The organism is Pseudomonas lyxosi (genome assembly GCF_047758685.1).
Taxonomy (GTDB): domain Bacteria; phylum Pseudomonadota; class Gammaproteobacteria; order Pseudomonadales; family Pseudomonadaceae; genus Aquipseudomonas; species Aquipseudomonas lyxosi.
In genome coordinates this window covers 4,911,381-4,930,539 of record NZ_CP180481.1, presented here as the reverse complement: position 1 = coordinate 4,930,539, position 19,159 = coordinate 4,911,381, and the positions used below count along the sequence as shown (strand labels likewise).

At 59.1% G+C, this 19,159-nt stretch carries 13 protein-coding genes; 8 read left to right on the top strand and 5 right to left on the bottom strand.

The genetic code is table 11. The features are described 5' to 3' along the window. Positions 1 to 69 precede the first annotated feature (69 nt). The 5 genes from ACMXYI_RS22550 (at position 70) to ACMXYI_RS22530 (ending at position 6,614) form a co-directional block, all read left to right on the top strand. Positions 70 to 3,561 (top strand): response regulator, encoded by a 3,492-nt coding sequence (locus tag ACMXYI_RS22550; protein ID WP_415769147.1) that lies wholly within the window; start codon positions 70 to 72, stop codon positions 3,559 to 3,561. Next, a complete protein-coding gene (locus tag ACMXYI_RS22545; protein WP_415769146.1) occupies positions 3,561 to 4,394 on the top strand; it encodes a CheR family methyltransferase in 834 nt (277 codons plus the stop codon). The genes ACMXYI_RS22550 and ACMXYI_RS22545 overlap by 1 nt, the downstream gene beginning before the upstream one ends. Then, positions 4,391 to 4,984 (top strand): chemotaxis protein CheB, encoded by a 594-nt coding sequence (locus ACMXYI_RS22540; protein ID WP_415769145.1) that lies wholly within the window; start codon positions 4,391 to 4,393, stop codon positions 4,982 to 4,984. Before ACMXYI_RS22545 ends, ACMXYI_RS22540 begins: the two co-directional genes overlap by 4 nt. After that, positions 4,978 to 6,159, top strand: a complete 1,182-nt coding sequence (locus tag ACMXYI_RS22535; protein WP_415769144.1) for a hybrid sensor histidine kinase/response regulator — start codon at positions 4,978 to 4,980, stop codon at positions 6,157 to 6,159. Before ACMXYI_RS22540 ends, ACMXYI_RS22535 begins: the two co-directional genes overlap by 7 nt. A gap of 77 nt (positions 6,160 to 6,236) precedes the next feature. Next, positions 6,237 to 6,614, top strand: coding sequence for a response regulator (locus ACMXYI_RS22530; RefSeq protein WP_008146959.1), 378 nt, complete (start codon positions 6,237 to 6,239; stop codon positions 6,612 to 6,614). 6 nt (positions 6,615 to 6,620) lie between these two features. Here the strand turns inward: ACMXYI_RS22530 and ACMXYI_RS22525 are convergent, their stop codons facing one another. From ACMXYI_RS22525 to ACMXYI_RS22515, 3 genes are all read right to left on the bottom strand, one after another. Further along, on the bottom strand, positions 6,621 to 8,273 hold the full coding sequence (locus tag ACMXYI_RS22525; protein ID WP_415773953.1) for an ATP-binding protein: 1,653 nt from the start codon (positions 8,271 to 8,273) through the stop codon (positions 6,621 to 6,623). Between the two features lie 14 nt (positions 8,274 to 8,287). Continuing rightward, positions 8,288 to 9,790, bottom strand: a complete 1,503-nt coding sequence (locus ACMXYI_RS22520) for an ATPase domain-containing protein (protein WP_415769143.1) — start codon at positions 9,788 to 9,790, stop codon at positions 8,288 to 8,290. A gap of 115 nt (positions 9,791 to 9,905) precedes the next feature. Then, entirely contained in the window at positions 9,906 to 10,961 is a 1,056-nt protein-coding gene (locus ACMXYI_RS22515) for a tetratricopeptide repeat protein (RefSeq protein ID WP_415769142.1), read from the bottom strand. A gap of 204 nt (positions 10,962 to 11,165) precedes the next feature. Here ACMXYI_RS22515 and ACMXYI_RS22510 point away from each other — a divergent pair, with 204 nt between their 5' ends. The 3 genes from ACMXYI_RS22510 to ACMXYI_RS22500 are packed head-to-tail and all read left to right on the top strand — an operon-like array spanning position 11,166 to position 14,494. Next, positions 11,166 to 13,313, top strand: coding sequence for an FUSC family protein (locus ACMXYI_RS22510; RefSeq protein WP_415769141.1), 2,148 nt, complete (start codon positions 11,166 to 11,168; stop codon positions 13,311 to 13,313). Then, positions 13,303 to 13,503, top strand: coding sequence for a DUF1656 domain-containing protein (locus ACMXYI_RS22505; protein ID WP_123363950.1), 201 nt, complete (start codon positions 13,303 to 13,305; stop codon positions 13,501 to 13,503). The genes ACMXYI_RS22510 and ACMXYI_RS22505 overlap by 11 nt, the downstream gene beginning before the upstream one ends. A 4-nt stretch (positions 13,504 to 13,507) precedes the next feature. Further along, the gene (locus ACMXYI_RS22500) at positions 13,508 to 14,494 is read left to right on the top strand and encodes a biotin/lipoyl-binding protein (protein WP_415769140.1); all 987 of its coding nucleotides are present in this window, start codon (positions 13,508 to 13,510) and stop codon (positions 14,492 to 14,494) included. Between the two features lie 56 nt (positions 14,495 to 14,550). Here ACMXYI_RS22500 and ACMXYI_RS22495 read toward each other — a convergent pair whose 3' ends face one another. Together ACMXYI_RS22495 and ACMXYI_RS22490 are read right to left on the bottom strand one after the other, a co-directional pair. Continuing rightward, entirely contained in the window at positions 14,551 to 15,972 is a 1,422-nt protein-coding gene (locus ACMXYI_RS22495; protein ID WP_415769139.1) for an efflux transporter outer membrane subunit, read from the bottom strand. Continuing rightward, on the bottom strand, positions 15,969 to 19,151 hold the full coding sequence (locus ACMXYI_RS22490) for an efflux RND transporter permease subunit (RefSeq protein ID WP_415769138.1): 3,183 nt from the start codon (positions 19,149 to 19,151) through the stop codon (positions 15,969 to 15,971). Before ACMXYI_RS22490 ends, ACMXYI_RS22495 begins: the two co-directional genes overlap by 4 nt. Positions 19,152 to 19,159: the final 8 nt, after the last annotated feature.

Below are 19,159 nucleotides of genomic sequence, written 5' to 3'. Positions count from 1 at the left end.
AAAATTGGATCAAACCGGCGCTTTTGGGGCAAACTCCTTGGTTTTCAACAGTTCGACAAGGTTTCCCCCATGACATCCGCGTCTTCGGTTGATGAGCAACGATTCCGTAAACTCCTGAGCCGCAACGTCAGCCTGCCGTTGGGTGTCGGCGTGCTCAGTGCAGTGTTCTTTGTTTCGCTGATTACTTATCTGCTGTCGGTGATCCAGTGGGTCGAGCACACCGACCGGGTGATCAATAACGCCAATGAATCGATCAAGCTGACCGTCGATCTGGAAACCGGTATGCGCGGCTTCCTGCTTACTGGCGACGAGCACTTCCTTGAGCCCTACGAAACGGCCAAGCCGCGAATCGCTGTCGCACTCAATACCTTGCTCGAACTGACCGCGGACAACCCGGTGCAGATCGATCGCCTGCACCGGCTCCAGGCCTTGCAGAATGAGTGGGCCACTTATGCGCAGACATTGATCGATTTGCAGCGCGCCAGCGGCGATTACCGCAGCGCGGTCAAGGCCGGGCGCGGCAAGCGGCTGACCGATGAGATCCGCAAGCAATTCGAAGACGTGATCGACATGGAGCAACAGTTGCGCACCACGCGCAACGAGCAAGTGCGCCGCACCACGATCTGGAGCATCAGCCTTTATCTGTTGTTCATCGCCGGTATCAGTGCATTGCTGGCCTATGTTGGCCGTCGGGATCTGCTCAACCTTTCACAAAACTACAGCGCCAACCTCGCCTCGCAACAGGCCAGCGCCCAGCGCCTGGAACAACAGGCCTGGCTGCGCAATGGCCAGACCGAACTGGCCGAGCAAGTGCTGGGGCAACTGTCGCTTAATCTGCTGGGCCGCAACATTCTGCAGTTCTGCGCGCAGTACCTGGGCACTGCGGTGGCGGCTATTTATGTCCGCGAAGAACATGGCGGTCTCAAGCGCATTGCCTCTTACGGTTTCTCCCGCGAGCAGGAAGCGCGCGAACAGCATATTTACAGCGATGAAGGCATTGTCGGCCAGGTAGCGAACCAGGCTCGCTTGATTCGTCTTGAGGACGTACCGAGCGATTACTTCAAGGTCAGCTCCGGTCTGGGCGAAGGTCTGCCCCATAGCGTGCTAGTTGTGCCGACCAGTGACGACGAACGCGTCAACGGTGTGATCGAACTGGGCTTCCTGCGCCCGCTGGCGGACCGTGATGTCGAATTGCTCGAACTGATTGCCGGCAACATCGGCACGTCCATCGAGGCCGCTCGCTATCGCCAGCGCTTGCAGGAAGTGCTGGCCGAAACTCAACAGCTCAACGAAGAGCTGCAGGTTCAGCAAGAAGAACTCAAGACCGCCAACGAAGAACTGGAAGAGCAGTCGCGGATTCTCAAGGAGTCCCAGGCGCATCTGGAGACCCAGCAGGTCGAGCTTGAACAAACCAATGAGCAACTCGCCGAACAAGCGCAGATCCTGGCCGAGCAGCGCGACGCCATGGACCTGAAGAACACCGAGCTCAATCAGGCCCAGACCCAGCTCGAAGAACGCGCCGAAGAGTTGCAGCGCTCGAGCAAGTACAAGTCTGAATTCCTCGCCAACATGTCCCACGAGTTGCGCACGCCGCTGAACAGCTCGTTGATCCTGGCCAAGTTGCTGGCGGAAAACCCTCAGGAAAACCTCAGCGCCGAGCAGGTCACGTTTGCCGAGTCGATTTACTCCGCCGGCAATGATTTGCTCAACTTGATCAACGACATTCTCGACATTTCCAAGGTCGAGGCCGGCAAGCTTGAGATGCGACCGGAGAACACCAGCGTCGCGCGTCTGGTGGATGGCTTGCGTGGGATGTTCCAGCCGTTGGCTGCAGACAAGAAACTGGATTTCCAGGTCGAGGTGCAGGCCGGTGCGCCGATGATGATCTTCACCGATCGCCAACGTCTGGAGCAGGTCATCAAGAACCTGCTGTCCAACGCGGTGAAATTCACCGAAAAAGGTACGGTCAGCCTGACGGTTGCCAGCCAGCCAAGCGACGGTATCGCCTTCATCATTCGCGATTCGGGAATTGGCATTGCCGCGGATCAGCAGGACAGCATTTTCGAAGCCTTCCGCCAGGCCGATGGCACCACCAATCGCCGTTACGGTGGCACCGGCCTGGGCTTGTCGATTTCCCGTGACCTGGCCGCCTTGCTCGGCGGTTCCATCAGTGTCACCAGCGAACCGGGGCAGGGCAGTGTGTTCACGCTGGTTTTGCCGCAGCAATACGTTGAACCGAGCGAAGAGCCTGTCGAACCGATGAGAGCCACGCCGGTGGCCATTACACCGAGAATGACGCCCGCCGCGCTGGTGCCGTTGATTGCCGAAGTCGATATCCCGCGTTTCGACGACGATCGCACCAAGGCGCCATTCGCCACTCGTTGCATTCTGGTGGTGGAAGACGAGCCGAACTTTGCCAATATTCTTTATGACCTGGCGCATGAGCTGGGTTATCAGTGCCTGGTGGCGCACGGCGCGGACGAGGGTTACGACCTGGCCAGGGAGTTCATCCCGGACGCCATTCTGCTGGACATGCGCTTGCCGGATCATTCCGGGCTGACCGTCTTGCAACGCCTGAAGGAGCACGCTGAAACCCGGCACATTCCGGTGCATGTGATTTCCGTGGAAGACCGGGTCGAAGCCGCGATGCACATGGGCGCCATTGGTTACGCGGTCAAGCCGACAACCCGCGAGGAACTCAAAGATGTGTTTGCCCGCCTTGAGGCCAAACTGACCCAAAAGGTCAAACGCGTCCTGCTGGTCGAAGACGATGATCTGCAGCGCGACAGCATTGCCCGACTGATCGGCGACGATGACATCGAGATCACTGCCGTTGGCCTGGCACAAGATGCCCTGGACCTGCTTCGCACGACGATTTTCGACTGCATGATCATCGACCTGAAGCTGCCGGACATGCTCGGCAACGACTTGCTCAAGCGCATGTCCACCGAAGATATCTGCTCGTTCCCGCCGGTGATCGTCTACACGGGGCGCAACCTGACTCGGGACGAAGAGGCCGAGCTGCGCAAGTATTCGCGCTCGATCATCATCAAGGGCGCACGCTCGCCTGAGCGTTTGCTCGATGAGGTCACACTCTTTCTGCACAAAGTCGAATCCAGGTTGTCCCATGAACGCCAGAGGATGCTCAAGACCGCGCGCAGCCGCGACAAGGTTTTCGAGGGTCGCAAGGTGCTGCTGGTGGACGACGATGTACGCAATATCTTCGCCCTCACCAGTGCCCTGGAGCAAAAGGGTGCAGTCGTGGTCATTGGCCGGAACGGCCGTGAAGCGATTGAAAGGCTGAATGAAGTCGAGGACATCGATCTGGTGTTGATGGACGTGATGATGCCGGAGATGGACGGTTACGAAGCCACCATCGAGATCCGCAAGGACCCGCGCTGGCGCAAGCTGCCGATCATTGCGGTGACGGCCAAGGCCATGAAGGACGATCAGGAACGCTGCTTGCAAGCGGGCTCCAATGATTACCTGGCCAAGCCCATTGACCTGGATCGCCTGTTCTCGCTGATTCGCGTGTGGTTACCAAAAATGGAACGCATTTAGTGGAACGCAATTTTTCAGTGGAGCGAAATAGCGAAATCGAAATTCGCTTGTTGATCGAGGCGATCTACCTCAAATACAGCTATGACTTTCGCGACTACTCCGGCGCTTCGATCAAGCGCCGGGTCAATCACGCGCTGAGCCAGTTCGAGTGCATGACCATTTCAGCGTTGCAGGAAAAGGTCCTGCACGACCCGACGGCGTTCATGCAGTTGCTGCAACTGCTGACGATTCCGGTCAGCGAGATGTTCCGCGACCCTTCGCATTTCCTCGCGATCCGTCAGGAAGTCGTGCCGCTGCTCAAGACTTACCCCTCGATCAAGATCTGGATCGCCGGTTGCAGCACGGGGGAAGAGGTCTATTCGATGGCCATTCTGCTGCGCGAAGAAGGCTTGCTCGATCGCACCATCATCTACGCCACCGACATCAACCCGCGCTCGCTGGACAAAGCCAAGCAGGGGATTTTCTCCATGGAGAATGTCCGCGCCTACACTCATAACTACCAGCAGGCAGGTGGCCAGCGTTCGTTCGCCGACTACTACACGGCGGCGTACGGTTACGCCATTTTCGACAAGACGCTGTGTGAGAACGTGACCTTCGCCGATCACAGCCTGGCGACTGACAGTGTCTTTTCAGAAACTCAATTAATTTCGTGTCGTAATGTTTTGATTTACTTCAATAAAAAGCTTCAGGATCGTGCGTTCGGTTTGTTCCATGAATCCCTTTGCCATCGAGGATTTTTGGTGTTGGGCAGCAAGGAAACCCTGGATTTCTCGGCCTACGGCAACCAGTTCGAACCGTTGGTCAAACAAGAACGGATTTACCGCAAATCATGAACAGTGCAGCGGATTTGCCTTCTATTGAAGCCATCGTGATCGGCGCCTCGGCCGGCGGTGTGGAGGCGTTGCTGAATATCCTCAGCCCATTGCGAGAAGGCTTCAAGCTGCCAATCATCGTGGTTTTACACCTGCCGGACGAACGTCGAAGCCATCTGGCCGAGGTGTTCGCACGGCGAGTAGCCATGCCTGTACTGGAAGCCCGAGACAAGACGCAGGTCGAAGCCGGAACGCTGTATTTCGCGACGCCGGGTTATCACTTGTCGGTGGAGCAGGACCGCAGTTTTTCCTTGAGCCTGGAAGCCCGCGTGCATTATTCGCGACCGGCCATCGATTACCTGTTCGAGTCGGCCGCCGATACCTACGGTTCATCCCTGGCCGCCGTGTTGTTGACCGGCGCCAACCGCGATGGCGCCCGCGGCCTGGCCCAGGTCAAGCGCCGGGGCGGCATGACTGTCGTCCAGGACCCGGATGAAGCCCAGGTCGCGACCATGCCTCAGGCGGCGCTTGATATACACCAGCCGGACCACATTCTCCCTATACGCGGCATCGGCCGTCTGCTTGTCGAGCTGGAACGAATCGCATGCTAAGTACTATCCAGGCCAAACTGCTGATCGTCGACGATCTGCCGGAGAATTTGTTGGCGCTCGAAGCGTTGATCAGGCGCGAAGACCGTATCGTCTATAAAGCCTTGTCCGCTGACGAAGCCTTGTCACTGTTACTGCAACACGAATTCGCCATGGCCATTCTCGACGTGCAGATGCCCGGCATGAACGGCTTCGAACTGGCCGAACTGATGCGCGGCACGGAGAAGACCAGGAACATTCCGATCGTGTTCGTCAGTGCCGCCGGTCGTGAGCTGAACTACGCGTTCAAGGGCTACGAAAGCGGCGCCGTGGATTTCCTCTACAAGCCGCTGGATATTCATGCGGTCAAGAGCAAGGTCAACGTGTTCGTCGAACTGTATCGCCAAAGCAAGGCGATGAAACAGCAGGTCCAAGAGCTGGAGCAAAGTCGCCGTGAGCAGGAAGCGCTGCTCAAGCAGTTACAGAGTGCCCAGCTGGAATTGGAGCAAGCGGTGCGCATGCGCGATGACTTCATGTCCATCGTTGCGCACGAAGTCCGCACTCCGCTCAATGGCCTGATCCTCGAAACCCAGTTGCGCAAGATGCACCTGGCCCGGGATAACGCCGCGGCGTTCACTCTGGACAAGATGCACGCGATGGTCGATCGCGACGAGCGGCAGATCAAAAGCCTGATCCGCCTGATCGAAGACATGCTTGATGTGTCGCGCATTCGCACCGGCAAGTTGTCGATTCGACCGACGCGCTTCGATCTGTCGGCGCTGGTTCGCGGCTTGTTGCAGAACTTTGCACCGCAGATCGATGCTGCCGAGTCCTCGATCACCCTGGAGGCCGAGCAATCGGTGGTGGGCAGCTGGGATGAATTTCGTGTTGAACAGGTGATTTCCAACCTGCTGACCAATGCTTTGCGCTACGGCGCCAAGAGTCCGATCACCGTTAAGGTGTACAGTGAGAGCGGTCAGGCTCGGGTGGAAGTGCGCGATCTCGGGATCGGAATCGGCGAAGAGAACCAGAAGCGGATTTTCCAGCAGTTCGAACGCGTCACGGCCAAACACGCTGTCGCGGGGTTGGGCCTGGGCTTATTTATTTCGGAGCAGATTGTGGCCGCCCATGGCGGTTCCATTACCGTCGAAAGCCGGATTGGCGAAGGCGCCTTGTTTCGCGTTTGTCTGCCGCTGTAGGAAAACAGCCAGAAAAACGCAACCTCTGATCGACCTCACGGTCGTATCAGCAGCTATTGACCGAACAAAGGCTTCCCATGAGTGAAGATGCACAAGACGTCGTATTGATCGTCGAAGATGACCCCTCGATTTTGATGGTGCTCTCGGCCTATCTGTCGGGTGAGGGCTACCGGGTGTTGCAGGCCGAAAACGGCGAGCAAGCCTTCGAAATTCTGTCGAGTAAACCGCACCTGGACATGATGATCACCGATTTCCGCCTGCCGGGCGGAATCTCTGGCGTCCAGATTGCCGAACCTGCCGTGAAGCTGCGACCGGAACTCAAGGTGATCTTTATCAGCGGTTATCCGCAGGAGATCCGCGAGACGGACAGCCCGATCACCCGCAAGGCGCCGATCCTGGCCAAGCCGTTCGATCTGGATGTACTGCAAGAGCTTATGCAGGAAATGCTTTCCTAAGCACCATCAGACGCGGATCATCTCCCGCACCTTCGCCGTCAATAGGTCGAAGGTGAACGGCTTGGTGATCATCTGCATGCCTGGGTCAAGGAATCCGCCGCGCACCGCCGCATGCTCGGCGTAGCCGGTGATGAACAACACCTTCAGATCAGGCCGGTATTGCCGGCCGATTTCCGCCAGTTGCCGGCCATTCATGCCGGGCAAGCCAACGTCGCTGATCAACAAATCGATACGCTGCCCGGAATCCAGAATCGGCACTGCGCTGTCGGCATCGCCAGCCTCGACGAAGGCATAGCCCAGCTCACTCAACACCGTACTCACCAACACCCGCACCGCCGGATCGTCCTCGACGATCAGCACTGTTTCGCCATTCTGTGCGAACGGAGCGTGCTGGACGTCCACCGGGCTGTCCTGAGGCACGTCACCGCCAAATCGCGGGAGAAACAGACTCACCGTGGTGCCTTTGCCCACTTCACTGTGAATGGCGACGTGGCCGTGTGATTGCTTGCTGAAGCCATAGATCATCGACAATCCAAGGCCTGTGCCCTGACCGATGGGTTTAGTGGTAAAGAACGGATCAAAGGCCCGGTTGATGGTGCTTTGCGGCATGCCACACCCGGTGTCCGTGACGTTCAGCACCACGTAATCACCCGGTTGAAGGTTGCTCTGGGCCTCGGTGAAGCCAATGTCCAGATGCTGATTGCTGGTTTTCACCACCAGTTTGCCGCCATCGGGCATCGCATCCCGCGCATTGATCACCAGATTGAGCAGGGCGCTTTCCAATTGGTTGGGATCGGCCTCGGCCACCCAGAGTTGCTCGTCCAGCTGCATGTCCAGCTGAATGGTTTCGTTGATGCTGCGCTGAAGTAATTCGCCCATGGAGACCACCAGGGTGTTCATCTCCACGGGTTTGGAGTCCAGCGACTGACGCCGGGAGAACGCCAGCAGACGGTGGGTCAGGCCTGCCGCGCGGTTGGCTGAGGTCACGCCCAGGTCGATAAGACTGTCCAGATCGTCGGTGCGCCCACGGGCCAGACGCCGGCGCAGCAGTTCCAGGCTGCCGATGATGCCGGTCAGCATGTTGTTGAAGTCGTGGGCAATACCGCCGGTGAGCTGGCCGACCGCTTCCATCTTCTGCGATTGGCGCAGGGCTTCTTCATTGTGTCGCAGCTGGGCGGTGCGTTCCTCGACCTGTTGTTCGAGGGTTTCGAGGGTGTTTTGCAACCGCAGTTCGCTTTGACTCAGATCGATCAGCCGGTCCCTGGCTTCGTACTGTCGTCGACGTCCGCGCAACGCGGTGGTCACCAGGCTGATCAATGTGACCGGGTGAAAAGGGCGCTCAAGAAAGGTCACGTTCCCCAGCTGTGGGCCGTAGCGCGACGCCGGGTTTTGTTCCGGGCCGCCATGGTAGGTCATCAATACAATCGGAAGGTCCGACCAGGCAGGCTGTTGCTCGATCAGCCCTAGCAGCGGTTCAAGATCACCGCCCAACAAGGCCTCGGAAGAAATCAGCAGCAAGCCTGCCCCTTGCTCCAGCTCGTTGCACAAAGCCACCAGGTCCCGAGTAATCACCCCGTCGTAACCCGCTTCTTTGAGCATCATCAGCGCAATCTGGCTGTCGCGACCCAGCGGCGCGAGAATGATCGCGCGTTCGGACATCGCTTCCTGGGCAATCACGGGCTTTGTTCCTCAAGCAAAGGATTGCTGGTACCCAGATAGGTCGGGACACCGCGCAATACACCCTGAAATGCATCCAGCGGTTCACCAATGGTCATGCCCTGAGCGCTGATGCGGTATTCACGAATGGTCGATTCATGGCTGCCCGTGCGTTTCTTGATGATCGAGATCGCCCGGCGAACCTTGCCCAGCGCCTCGAAGTAGCGCAGCAGGATGACCGTGTCGGCCAGATAGGTGATGTCCACGGGGGCCTGCATGTCACCGACCAGTCCATGCTGGGCGACGGTCATGAAGGTCGCGGCACCCTGGCGATTGAGGTACAGCAGCAACTCGTGCATGTGCAGTACCAGCGCGTTTTCCTCTGGCATCGCCGCCTGATAGCCATTGATGCTGTCGATCACCACGGTCTTGATATTGCCCTCATCGACGCAGCGACGAACCCGGTAGGAGAACTCTCCGGGGGACAACTCGGCCGCGTCCACTTGCTCGATCAGCAGGTTGCCAGTGTCTTGCAGCGCCTTGAGGTCGATGCCGATGTTCTTCATGCGCTCGAACAACAAACCGAGCTCTTCATCGAAAATAAACAGTGCGGCTTTTTCGCCCCGAGCCACGGCGGCAGCGGCGAAGATCATCGAGATCAGCGATTTGCCGGTACCGGCCGGGCCGAGGATCAATGTGCTGGAACCGGTCTCGATCCCGCCGCCGAGCAGGGCGTCCATGGCCTTGATGCCGCTGGACAATTGCTGGCGGACATAGCGACCACGGTGCTCGGCGGCCACCAGGCGCGGAAAAACATGCACGCCATCGCCCATGATGGTGAAGTCGTGAAACCCGCCACGGTACTTCTGGCCACGGTACTTCACCACGCGGATCCGCCGACGCTCGGCGCCATAGTTGGGGGTCAGTTCCTCAAGGCGAATGACGCCGTGAGCCACACTGTGCACGGTTTTGTCGAGGGATTCGGTGGTCAGGTCGTCCAGCAACACCACCGTGGCGTCATAGCGCACGAAGTAATGTTTGATCGCGAGGATCTGGCGACGGTAGCGCAATGAGCTTTGGGCCAGCAGACGGATCTCGGAAAGACTGTCGAGCACCACTCGGGTCGGCTTGACCCGTTCGACCACTTCGAAAATCTGCTTGGTGGCTTCGCCCAGTTCAAGGTCCGAGGAATACAACAAACTCTGTTGATGCTCGGCATTGAGCAGGCTTTCCGGGGGCGTCAGCTCGAAGATGTGGATGTTCTCATCCAGTTCCCAGCCGTGGGACAACGCTCCCTGTCGCAGTTCTCGCTCGGTCTCGGACAGGGTGATGTACAACGAGCGCTCGCCGGCACGGGCGCCGGCCAACAGGAAATGCAAAGCGACGGTGGTTTTGCCGGTACCGGGTTCACCCTCCAGTAAAAACACGTGGCCGCGAGACAATCCACCGGCCAGGATGTCATCCAGACCTTCGATGCCGGTGGCGGCTTTTGCACTGATCAACTCGTTTGATGTAGACAAAAAATGCCCTCTCATGACTAGGGAAACGAGGCAGCAGGCCGTAAGTGCCTGAATGGACTGCCTGTTCTCTTGACCCTTGGCCGAGACGACGAGTTCAACGAAATTTTTGCTGTTGTTAAAGCCCTTGCTGCAAGGCGGGGTCGTCGGGGTTGAGTTGCTCAAGTTGCGCCAACAGAATCTGTACGTTCTGCAACTGGCCGCTTTCTTTCCAGTAGTTGATCAACAATACCCGGGCTCTCCGGTCGGCCGGATGGCGCTGGACGATCTCCTGCAACTGTTTCTGCGCCGCTTCCAGCTCCTGTTCATCGTGAAGCGTGGTGGCCAGGTCGTAGCGGTAATCCTTGTTGTCCGGCTCCAGCTCCACGGCTTTGGAAAGGCCGAGCAGGGCGAACTCACTTTGCCCGTGATGCAGCAGCCAGAGTCCCAGGGCATGTTGCAGGTAGGCCGAGTCGGGCTGAGCCTTCAGCTGTTTGGCCAACAGTTGCCGGGCAGCATCGTTTTGGCCCAGTCGATCCAGCACGTCGATTTGCATCACCAGCGCGGGCAGGTTGCCGGGCGCAAGACGCAAGGTGTTCTGCAGCGCCTGCTGCGCCTCTTTCCATTCGGCATTGTGCAGATGCAGCCGAGCCAGTTGATATTGGTTGTCGGCGCTTTCCGGTTGACTCTTCAGGTCCTGTTCCCAGGCGTCGATGGCTTGCTCCAGCGGCCCGAAGTACAAACCGAGATCGTCCGGCGATAGCCCCAGCATGGCATTTACGGTGGCATAGCGGACGCGCTGTTCGCTGTCATCGAGTAACGGGCCCAGCAGCAGGCTGCGCTGACCGTTGGGTACCAGACCGCTGATGCTTTTGATCGCCGCGATGCGCACGTCCGGCGATTCATGTTGCAAGTCCGCATCCGCCAGTTTCAGGGCCACGGAGCTGGGGTAGTTGGGCAGTTCGGCATGCAACCAGACGCGGCGTTTGGCCGATATATCAGAGCGGGCCAATTGCTGGTAGAGCACCCGCGCTGCGCCCGGTTGGCCTGCGCGAGCCTGGTTCAGCGCCTCGCTGTAGCCACGCTTGATCGCCTCCGGCACGGCGGGGGTTGTGCTGCGCAGGAAAAACCAGGCAAGGCCGATGGCAAACAGGACGCAGAGGCTGATGAGCAAGTAGCGGCGGGACTGGGGCATGCAGGAATCCGGGAGCTGGCAAGCTGTTGCAAAGGTGCCAGCTTCGGTCAGGCAGGGCTGTGAGTCAAACCCAGACTCAGTTCAATGCGTTAGTCAGTCGATTCAAGGCAGTCTGGCTTTTCAATGATTTTGCCTACAGGTTGCGTCGACATTGAATCCCGTCGAGGGGCCTTGGCAGTGACTACGCTTGCTGGAGATGACTCGATGAGCGTTCCCATGCAACCACTGCTTCAGTACTTCAAAGCGATACTCAACCCCGGACCCGGAGTGGCGCTGTTCGCCCTGCGGACCATCGTGGCCGGGTTGCTGACGTTGTATCTGGCGTTCCTGTTCGACCTTGAGCAGCCCAAGTGGTCAATCATGGCGGTGGTCATCGTCAGCCAGCCATTGGGTGGTATGGCCCTGGCCCGAAGTTTCGGCCAGGTCATCGGCACCACGCTCGGGGCGGTCGTGGCGGTGTTGATCATGGCGATCTTTCCCCAGGCGCCCCTGCCTTTCATCCTCACCCTGGCCTTGTGGCTGGCGCTATGCACCGCTGGCGGCACCTTGTTGCGCTACACCAGTTCCCAGGCGTTTGTTTTGAGCGGGTACACGGCAGTGGTCGTGGCATTGCTGGCAGTGCCCGATCAGGACGGCACGTTCCTTCTCGCCGTCACCCGCGTGACCGAGACGCTATTGGCGGTGGCTTGCGTGTGCGTGGTCAGCCTGCTCACCGCGCGACCGGAAGCGGTTGCCCGGGATTACTTCGCCAAGATCGATCAGGTCATCAAGCTGCTCGCGACCCACGCCGCTGCGGTCATACGAACCGAGGAAAGCGAAGCCGATTTCAATCGACGGCAGATGCAGCTGCTCGGCGCGATCAGCGCCCTGGAGGGGGTACGTCGGCATTTGTATTTCGATGCGCCACGGTTGCGCAGCTCCAATGAGCTGGTGCAGTTGCTGGGCAATCAGCTGGTGTTGTTGACGTCGCGGCTGACGGCTTTGCGTCACCAGCGGGAGCTGCTTGCCGAGCGCTGGAAAGGTGCCTTGCCGGAGGAGATACAGCGTTTGCGCGCCGAAGAACTGGTCTTTCTCGATGAATTGGCTTTGCAGGGGCGATCATTGTCGACCAAGGCCCGGCAGCGTTTTTCGGCACTGCAACAGCGTTTCGATGACCAGGCCTACAAGGCCGAACAACTCACCGAGACGATGCCAGCCACCCTGCGTTCACTGGCTTGGGCACTGCGCTGGGAACAGGCGCGGATGCTGGAGCAGCTCGGCCAGATTCTCGAACTGAGCGACGCGATCCAGGACGGGCGTGCGGCCAGTAGCATGTTCCGCGGCCAGGACAATCCACTTCATCTGGACTTCACGTTGGCGGCAATGAACGCGATCCGCGCATTTATCGCATTGGTGGTGGCCGGTCTGATCTGGATCGAGACCGGTTGGGACGGGGCGCGTGGCGGGATGATCGTGGCGGGAATACTTTGTTCGCTGATGGCGACTTTTCCCCGGCCGTTGCTGGCCAGCCAGAGCTTTGCCAGGGGGCTGGGTCTGGCCTTGGTGGTGTCGGCGCTGTATCTGTTCCTGCTGATACCGATGATCAGTGACTTCGAGTTACTCGCCTTGTTGCTCACCCCCTTGCTGTATGCCGTCGCGGTGGGGCTGTCCAGTCCGCCAACCACGGGCACAGGCATTGGTCTTGGACTAACGACAATGCTGTTGTTGGGCCCGCAAAACACAGAAATCGGCCAAAACAGTGCCATTCAGTGGTTCGAGTTCGCCGGATCCTATATCTGCGCAGCCGCACTGGCGCTCAGTGTCTACGCCTTGATCTTCCCGTTCAGGCCCGTTTTGCGAATACGCCGGCTGTTCAATGAAAACTGTGAGCAGGTCTACGCTTTGCTGAAGACGCCGACCACCGATGAGCAGCAATTTGCGTTTGAAAGCCGCATGGTCGATCGCCTGACCATGATGTTGGGACTGTTGCCGGCCACCAACGACAAGCAATCCAGCGAGCTGTTCGAAGTCAGCCTCGGGTGCATGGCACTGGGTGTGGCGTTGAACCAGCTCAGGCAACAGGGGCAAAGCAACACGTTGCTCAGTACTCAACAACAAAACCGTTTGCTGGATGCCGTCCGTGAGACGGGACGATTGATCGCCGGGCGACCCGGGATTGACCTTGAGCAACTGCTCGGAAACCTGCGTGTCTTGGGCGATGAAATGGACGACTTGCATTTAGACGTTCATGAACACCTGTGGTCGGTCTTCAGGATGCGCGTGGCGTTGTTGATCGTGGTGTCGTTTCTGGAGCGACATCGCAAATACTTTTCACCCGCAGAAACGGAAGGAGTGCCGACCCTTGCCCATTGATTTTGAACTGGGTGGCGTCTACTTGCCGCCGATTGCCCAGGCGTTACTGCTGGCCCTGCCGATTTACCTGCTGCTGGACTGGATCTTGCGCCGCCTTGGCGTGCTGCGGTTTGTCTGGCATGAAGCCTTGTTCGAAGGCGCGTTGTACGCCTGCGTTTGCGCAACGCTGATTCTGGTGATGGGAGCTTGATGCTTTGAAGAAGATCCTTGCCCGACTTGCGACGGTGGCAGTGGTGTTGCTGGCCTTTGTTCTCGGCTGGTTTGCCTGGGAACATTACACACGCGCCCCCTGGACCCGCGATGCACGGGTGCGTGCCGATGTGGTGACTTTGTCCGCCGATGTCTCGGGGCGCATCGTTGGTCTGGGCGTGCAGGACAACCAGCATGTGGAGAAAGGCCAGTTGCTGCTGGAGATCGACCCGGCACGCTATGTCCTGGCGGTTGAGCATGCCAAGCGCTCGGTGGAAGTGGCGAAAGCCACCCTGGGTCAGTCCGAGGCAACGATTGTCGCCAGTGAAGCGTTGCTCCGCCAGCGTCAGAGTGAAGAACGCCGACGGCGCACGCTCAAGCAGCGGTTTGCGATTTCTGGCGAAGAATGGGAGAAATCCAGCACGGAAGTGGCGGTGGCGCAGGCTGAGTTGCTGCGCAACCAGGCCAATCTCGGTTTGGCCCAGGCCAACGTGCAATTGGCCATCGCCGCATTGACCCAGGCCGAACTGGACTTGCAGCGCACGCGGGTCGAAGCGCCCGTGACGGGCTACGTCACCAACCTGCTGACCCGTCAGGGTGACTATGCTGCGGCCGGTGGCGCGCTGTTGGCGCTGGTGGACAGCGACTCGTTTTATGTCAGCGGCTACTTTGAAGAAACCAAGCTGCCGCGAATCGAGGAGGGCGACCGGGTCAGGATCGAATTGATGAGTGGCGAAACCTTCGGCGGCACTGTGCAAAGCATTGCCTTCGCCATTTCCGACCGGGAGAACCTGCCCGGCGGTCGATTGCTGGCCAACATCAACCCCAGTTACACCTGGGTCAAACTGGCGCAACGGGTACCGGTGCGGATACAGATCGACCCGGATTACGCGGCCAAGAACCGACTGCGTGCCGGGACCACGGCCACCGTAACAATCCTTGAGTCCGAACAGAGTAAAAACCAGGCAAAAAAAAGCCCCGCGACCGAATGAGGCGCAGGGCAAAGGAATTGGTTGGTTGCTGCCAACCAAAGGAGCTCGTTAAAACATTACTTGCTGGCGACCGTCTCTGGTTGCCAGCCACCGCCCAGGGCTTTGTAAATCGCGACAATGCCGCGATACAGGTCAACTTCGGCCTGGGCCTGGGTGTCTTCAGCCGCCAGACGCTCACGCTGGGCGTCGAGCAGGACGAGGAAGTCCGCAGTGCCTTCGCGGTAGCGAATTTGGGCGAGGTCGGCCGCGGCGCGGCTGGATTCACTCTGACGAATCAGCGAGATCAAGCGCTGCTGACGTTTACCGTAGTCGCTAAAGGCGTTTTCCGATTCTTCCAACGCCAACAGTACTTGCTGCTCGTAGGTTGCCAGGGCGCCTTCGGCATCAGCATCGGCGCCACGTAAACGGGCGCGCACGCTGCCAAGGTCGAATGCCGCCCAGGTAATGCTTGGGCCCAGTGCCCAGGCGTTGGCCGCCGAGGAACCGATTTGCGAACCACGCCCGGCGGTGAAGCCAAGGAAACCGCTGAGGCTGACCCGAGGGAACAAATCAGCCTTGGCCACGCCGATACGGGCGGTGGCGGAGGCCAGTTTGCGCTCGGCACTGAGTATGTCCGGACGACGTTGCAGCAGTTCACCCGGATCACCGATCGGCAGGGCCTTGGCGATTGCAGGCAAGTCTTTTGGACTCAGGTCGACGGTCAGTTTGTCCGGACGCTCGCCCAACAGAGTGGCGATGCGGTTTTTCTGCCGAACCTGTTCAGCCTGCAATTGCGGCACGCTGGCTTCGACGGACGCCAGGCGTGCATCGGCGCGGACCACATCGAGCTGATCGCCGACGCCGGCATCACGCAGGCTGACGGTGATCTTGCTCGATTCCTGCTGGTTGTTCAGGTTGGCCAGGGCGATCTTTTCCCGCAGCTGCGCACCGCGCAGTTGGCCGTAGGCATCCACCAGTTCGGCAATCATCGAGACTTGCAATTGGTACAGATCGGCTTCGAGCGCTTGCTGTTCGGCGTCGGCAGATTCCAGGTTGCGCTGGATACGGCCAAACAGGTCGATCTCCCACGCCATGTCCAGGCCCAGGTCGTAGCGTTCGCTACTGACCCGTTTGGTGGTCTGGCCCGGGATCTGTCCCTTGGCCAGGTCACTGCTGGCCCGGCTGGTGATGGTTGGCATGGCGTCATTGCTGACGTCATCGCGAATGGCCCGGGCCGCTTTCCAGCGAGCGAAGGCTACGCGCAAATCACGGTTGCCTTGCAGCGATTGAGTCACCAACTGGTTGAGGGTCGGATCTTCGAACTGCTGCCACCAGATGCCTTCGAAACGCGAGCGGTCGTAGTTCTTCTGACCGGCGCTGCCATCGGTAGCGGTCGTGATGTTGGCCGGTTCAGTGGCTGGAGTCTTGTAGTCCGGGCCGACGGCACAGGCACTCAGGGCCAGCACCAGAAGGCTCGGAAGGAAGGCTTTCAGGCTCATTGTTGCGCCTCCAGTTTCAGGGCCTTGGCCGCTTTGCGCTTCTCACCGCGCTCCACAAAGTTACGAATCAATACGTAGAACACTGGCGTCAGCAACAGACCGAAGAAGGTCACCCCGAGCATCCCGGAGAACACCGCCACACCCATGGCATGACGCATTTCGGCACCGGCACCGCTGGAGAAGACCAGAGGCACAACACCCATGATGAACGCGAAGGAAGTCATCAGGATCGGACGCAGACGCAGGCGGCAAGCTTCCAGTACCGCGGCGAGCGGACTGAGGCCTTCGTCCTGCTGTTTGTCCTTGGCGAACTCGACGATCAGGATCGCGTTCTTACAGGCAAGCCCCACCAGTACGATCAAGCCGATCTGGGTGAAGATGTTGTTGTCGCCTCCTGAAGCAATCACACCGGCAATAGCGGACAGCAGGGTCATCGGTACGATCAGGATCACCGCCAGTGGCAGGCTCCAGCTTTCGTATTGAGCCGCGAGGACCAGGAATGCCAGCAGAACGCAGAGCGGGAACACGAACAGTGCGGTGTTACCGGACAGAATCTGCTGGTAGGTCAGGTCGGTCCATTCGTAGGTCATGCCGTTTGGAAGTTCTTCCTTGAGCAGTTTCTCGATGGCTTTTTCGGCCTGGCCGGAGCTGTAGCCGGGAGCGGCTGCACCGTTGATTTCAGCGGTGATGAAGCCGTTGTAGTGCATCACACGGTCCGGGCCCGAGGTGTCGCTGACCTTGATGAAGGTCGCCAGCGGGATCATCTCGCCTTTGTTGTTACGCACTTTCAGCTGACCGATCTGGTCCGGTTCGAGACGGAACTGCTGTTCAGCCTGAACGTTGACCTGGTAGGTGCGACCGAAGCGGTTGAAGTCGTTGGCATACAGCGAACCCAGATAGATCTGCAGGGTGTCGAAGATGTCGCTGACAGCCACGCCGTGGGTCTTGGCTTTTTCCCGGTCGATAGCTGCATCGACCTGTGGCACGTTCACGGTGTAGCTGGTGAACAGTGCGGCCAGTTCTGGGACGTTGTGGCTCTTGGTGATGATGTTCATGGTTTCTTTGTACAGCTCGTCATAGCCCAGGTTGCCCCGGTCTTCGATCTGCAGGCGGAAACCACCAATGGTGCCCAGGCCTTGTACCGGCGGCGGCGGGAAGATCGCCATGTAGGCTTCCTGAATCCCGGCGTACTGGCCGTTCAACGCACCGGCAATCGCACCGGCGGACATGCTCGGGTCTTTACGCTCGTCGAAAGGTTTCAGGGTCACGAACACGATGCCGGCGTTAGGGCTGTTGGTGAAGCCGTTGATCGACAGGCCAGGGAAGGCCACCGCACTTTCCACGCCAGGCTGTTTCAGGGCCAGGTCGGACATGCGTTTGATCACGTCTTCGGTACGGTCCAGGCTCGAGGCGTCCGGCAGTTGCGCGAAGGCCACCAGGTATTGCTTGTCCTGGCCGGGGACGAAACCGGTCGGGGTGTTGGCGAAACCGAAGAAGGTCAGCACCATCAGGCCTGCGTACAGCAGCAGGGCGATGCCGCTGCTGCGGATAACCCGGCCCACGGTGCCGACATAACCATGGCTGGCCTTGTCAAAGAAGCGGTTGAACGGACGGAACAACCAGCCACCGAAGATCTTGTCGAGAACCTTGGAGAAACCGTCCTTCGGCGCGTCGTGGCTTTTGAGCAACACAGCAGCCAGCGCTGGCGACAGGGTCAGCGAGTTGAACGCCGAGATCACAGTCGAGATCGCAATGGTCAGGGCGAACTGTTTATAGAACTGCCCGGTCAACCCGGAGATGAACGCGGCCGGGATAAACACCGCACACAGCACCAGCGCCGTCGCGATGATCGGACCGGTCACTTCACGCATGGCCCGTTTGGTTGCCTCGACCGGCGTCAATCCCAGTCCAATGTTTCGCTCGACGTTCTCCACCACCACGATGGCGTCGTCCACCACGATACCGATGGCCAGTACCAGGCCGAATAGCGACAGGGCATTCAGCGAGAAGCCGAACAGGTGCATCACGGCAAACGTACCGATCAGCGAAACCGGCACTGCCACCAACGGAATGATCGAGGCGCGCCAGGTTTGCAGGAACAGGATCACCACGAGCACAACCAGGATCAGTGCTTCGAAGAGGGTATGAACCACCGCTTCGATGGAACCGCGCACGAAGATCGTCGGGTCATAGACGATGCTGAAGTCCATGCCTTCCGGGAAGTTCTTCTTCAGCTCGGTCATTTTCTCCCGAACGTCGTTGGAGATCTGGATCGCGTTGGAGCCAGGGCGCTGGAAGATCGGGATCGCCACCGCCGGTTGGTTGTTCAGCAACGAACGCAACGCGTATTGGCTGGAACCCAACTCAATGCGGGCGATGTCTTTCAGGCGAGTGATTTCACCGTTTTCGCCGGAGCGAATGATGATGTTCTCGAACTCTTCTTCAGAAACCAGACGGCCTTGGGTGTTGACCGACAGCTGGAACGCGGTGGCATTCGGCGCGGGTGGCGCACCCAGTGCACCGGCAGCCACTTGACGGTTCTGTTCACGGATTGCGGTCACGACGTCGGTGGCGGTCAGGTTACGCGAAGCGGTCTTGTTCGGATCGAGCCAGACCCGCAGCGAGTAATCGCCCATGCCGAACAGCTGCACGTCACCGACACCGCCCAGACGCGCCAGCTCATCCTTGATATTGAGCAAGGCGTAGTTGGACAGGTAGAGCATGTCGTAGCGTTTGTCCGGCGAGGTCAAGTGCACAACCATGGTCAGGTCGGGCGAAGCCTTGTCCACGGTGATACCGATGCGCGTCACTTCCTCGGGAAGTTTTGGCTCGGTCCGGGTCACACGGTTCTGTACCTGCACCTGTGCGTTGTCCAGGTCAGTGCCCAGCGCAAAGGTGATGGTCAGGGTGATCTTGCCGTCAGCGGTGGACTGCGAGGACATGTACAGCATGTTCTCGACGCCGGTGATGGCTTGCTCCAGTGGAGCGGCCACGGTTTCACCGATGACTTTTGGGTTGGCACCCGGGAAGTTGGCACGAACCACAACAGTCGGCGGAACCACTTCCGGGTATTCGCTGATCGGCAGCTGGAACAGCGAGATGGCGCCGGCGATCAGGATCAGCAGCGAAAGCACCGCTGCAAAGATCGGCCGTGAAATGAAGAATTGGGAAAAATTCATCGTAGAGA